The sequence below is a fragment of the Shewanella surugensis genome, from assembly GCF_023284005.1.
Lineage (GTDB): Bacteria > Pseudomonadota > Gammaproteobacteria > Enterobacterales > Shewanellaceae > Shewanella > Shewanella surugensis.
This window is the reverse complement of the sequence record NZ_JAKIKS010000278.1, coordinates 1-2,163: the sequence shown is the minus strand read 5'-3', so window position 1 is coordinate 2,163 and position 2,163 is coordinate 1. Positions and strand designations below refer to the sequence as shown.

Below are 2,163 nucleotides of genomic sequence, written 5' to 3'. Positions count from 1 at the left end.
CCACTCTTCATGAGAACGCTTAGTCATATTAACTCCTGATATCATAGTCAGGGGTTAACATAAGGGATCGATGAACACGGTTGAAGATGTACTTGCTCGGACGGTTACAATCATCTTGCTAAAATTAACACTAAGGTTAATTTCGAGGGGATGTTAGCAAAACCCCGGCTTGCAACCCCAAGAAAATAAACGAAGACCTTAATCAAGAAGAAACCAATGCTAGAAATCTATTTGATGTACTTGAAACGCTGAAAATCGATAGTCGTTTCATTCATAGGGATGAGAGTATAAAATCTAACTTTATTTGTATGTACCAGTGCAGGTATCTACATCTACATCTACATCTACATCTACAGGTATTAGCTGCATAGAGAAGAGACTTAAATTGCCCATACTTTTTTATGCTCTCAACGCATTAATAGGTTCAACTAAAATATATTCGAAAACCTTACAATAAATTCGGCATAAAGATTCAATATCTTTTATCGAAACTCTTTCATTCTCTTGATGAATAGTACCATTAGGTAAACCTATTTCAATAATTTGTGGACATATACGTTTGAAAAATCGGCCATCAGAGGTTCCCCCTGATGTAGATACTCTTGGAAACCAACCTAGCTCTGATTTAATTGCTTTTTCAGTTAAATCAATTAATGATGTTGAAGAGTTGTTGGTGAATTGAGATAAATATGGTTCACAACTACGGTAAGATTTTATTTCATAATTAGAGGTTACACTTCGAACTATATTCTCTATTTTATGTAGTAACTCAATTTCAGTATGCTCCGTATTATAGCGTATATTCATACTGATCGAAGCTTTTGATGGGACAATGTTGTCGGTCCAATTACCAGAATTAAAATAAGTGACCTGTAAACTGGTGCCTGGAAAATCTTCACTCCCTAACTTCCACTTATGCGAACTTAATTGACTAATAACTTCACTCATCTGCTGCACAGCATTAACTCCTTGAAGCGGGTACGCTACATGCGCACTTTTACCAAATAATGTTAAATCAAAACTCACGGATCCTCTACGTCCTATTTTTATCATATCCCCAGTTTTTTTAAATGATGAAGGCTCACCTATGATGCAGTAGTCTAACTTAATATCATGATTACTAAGCCATTTAACTATTTCAAAAGACCCGTGCTCAGCCTCTGCTTCTTCATCACCAGTGATTAAAAAAAACAATTTACCTTTAAAATTACTATAATAAACAAGATATTCGGCTGATGCTATTGCCGCGGCTATTGCTCCTTTCATATCAGCAATCCCACGTCCGTATATCATGCCTGAATCAATTGCCCCTGAAAATGGTGGATGCTTCCATTTTGAAATATCCCCTACCGGAACAACATCGGTATGTCCGCAAAATGCCAAATTTTTACCCTCACCACGATCCACTACAGCAATAAGGTTTTGTATTCCTCCACACTCAAATCTTTCTATTTTTGCTCCTAAATGTTTCAGTTTTCCTTCAATCCAATCTTGACATCCGTCATCGAAAGGCGTGATAGATTCAAATTGAACTATCTTACTTGCATATTCAAGAGCCTTTTTTATAATAAAAGTTTCTTTATTTTCTGTTTTGTTTTCTGTTTTATTTGCAGTTTGCATCTCTGTCCTTAATGACTTAATTGTGATAAGTGCCGGCATAAAAGTTTTCGAAGCTTGAGTTTTACCCTTTAGACAGCGAAAACCCATGTGCTATCAGCTAATCGCCATAACGAATAAGGCTGTAAATCAAACAAAATTCAGGATAACTTTAACTTAGACACTTACCACGTTGCTAAATCACATAGATCCATCTTATTAAAAAGAAAAGTCTATTTGTTTTAATGTTATTTATAATAATAAATTCAATATCCACCTACTTAAGTAGTGGGGCATTATTAACTAAAGTCCCTAATACCATTTTAAGATTGATTTGAAAGTTTAAACTCAATATGTTAATTTTAGGATTGAGTTTGAATTTAATTATCAACTTATTACCTGAATGTTTTACAATATGTAAATTGGTTGTAAAAGTGTTAGTAATAAGATGTTTTTTAAGTTAACTTACCTCCGGCAAAGCCGGAGGCTTATTTGGGTGACGCCCTAAAAGGGCTTAAGTCCGTGCCCAAGGCACTATCTACATTCCGAGTTTTAATTGATCCCGAT

General features: G+C 35.0%; 1 protein-coding gene. It reads right to left on the bottom strand.

From position 1 onward, the window contains the following. Nucleotides 1–399: 399 nt before the first annotated feature. Nucleotides 400–1,620, bottom strand: a complete 1,221-nt coding sequence (dapE, locus tag L2764_RS26880) for a succinyl-diaminopimelate desuccinylase (RefSeq protein WP_248943398.1) — start codon at nucleotides 1,618–1,620, stop codon at nucleotides 400–402. Nucleotides 1,621–2,163: the final 543 nt, after the last annotated feature.

Excerpts from the sequence above, each read along its gene's own strand:
- dapE (WP_248943398.1), bottom strand. The coding sequence starts at position 1,620 with ATGCAAACTGCAAATAAAACAGAAAACAAAACAGAAAATAAAGAAACT.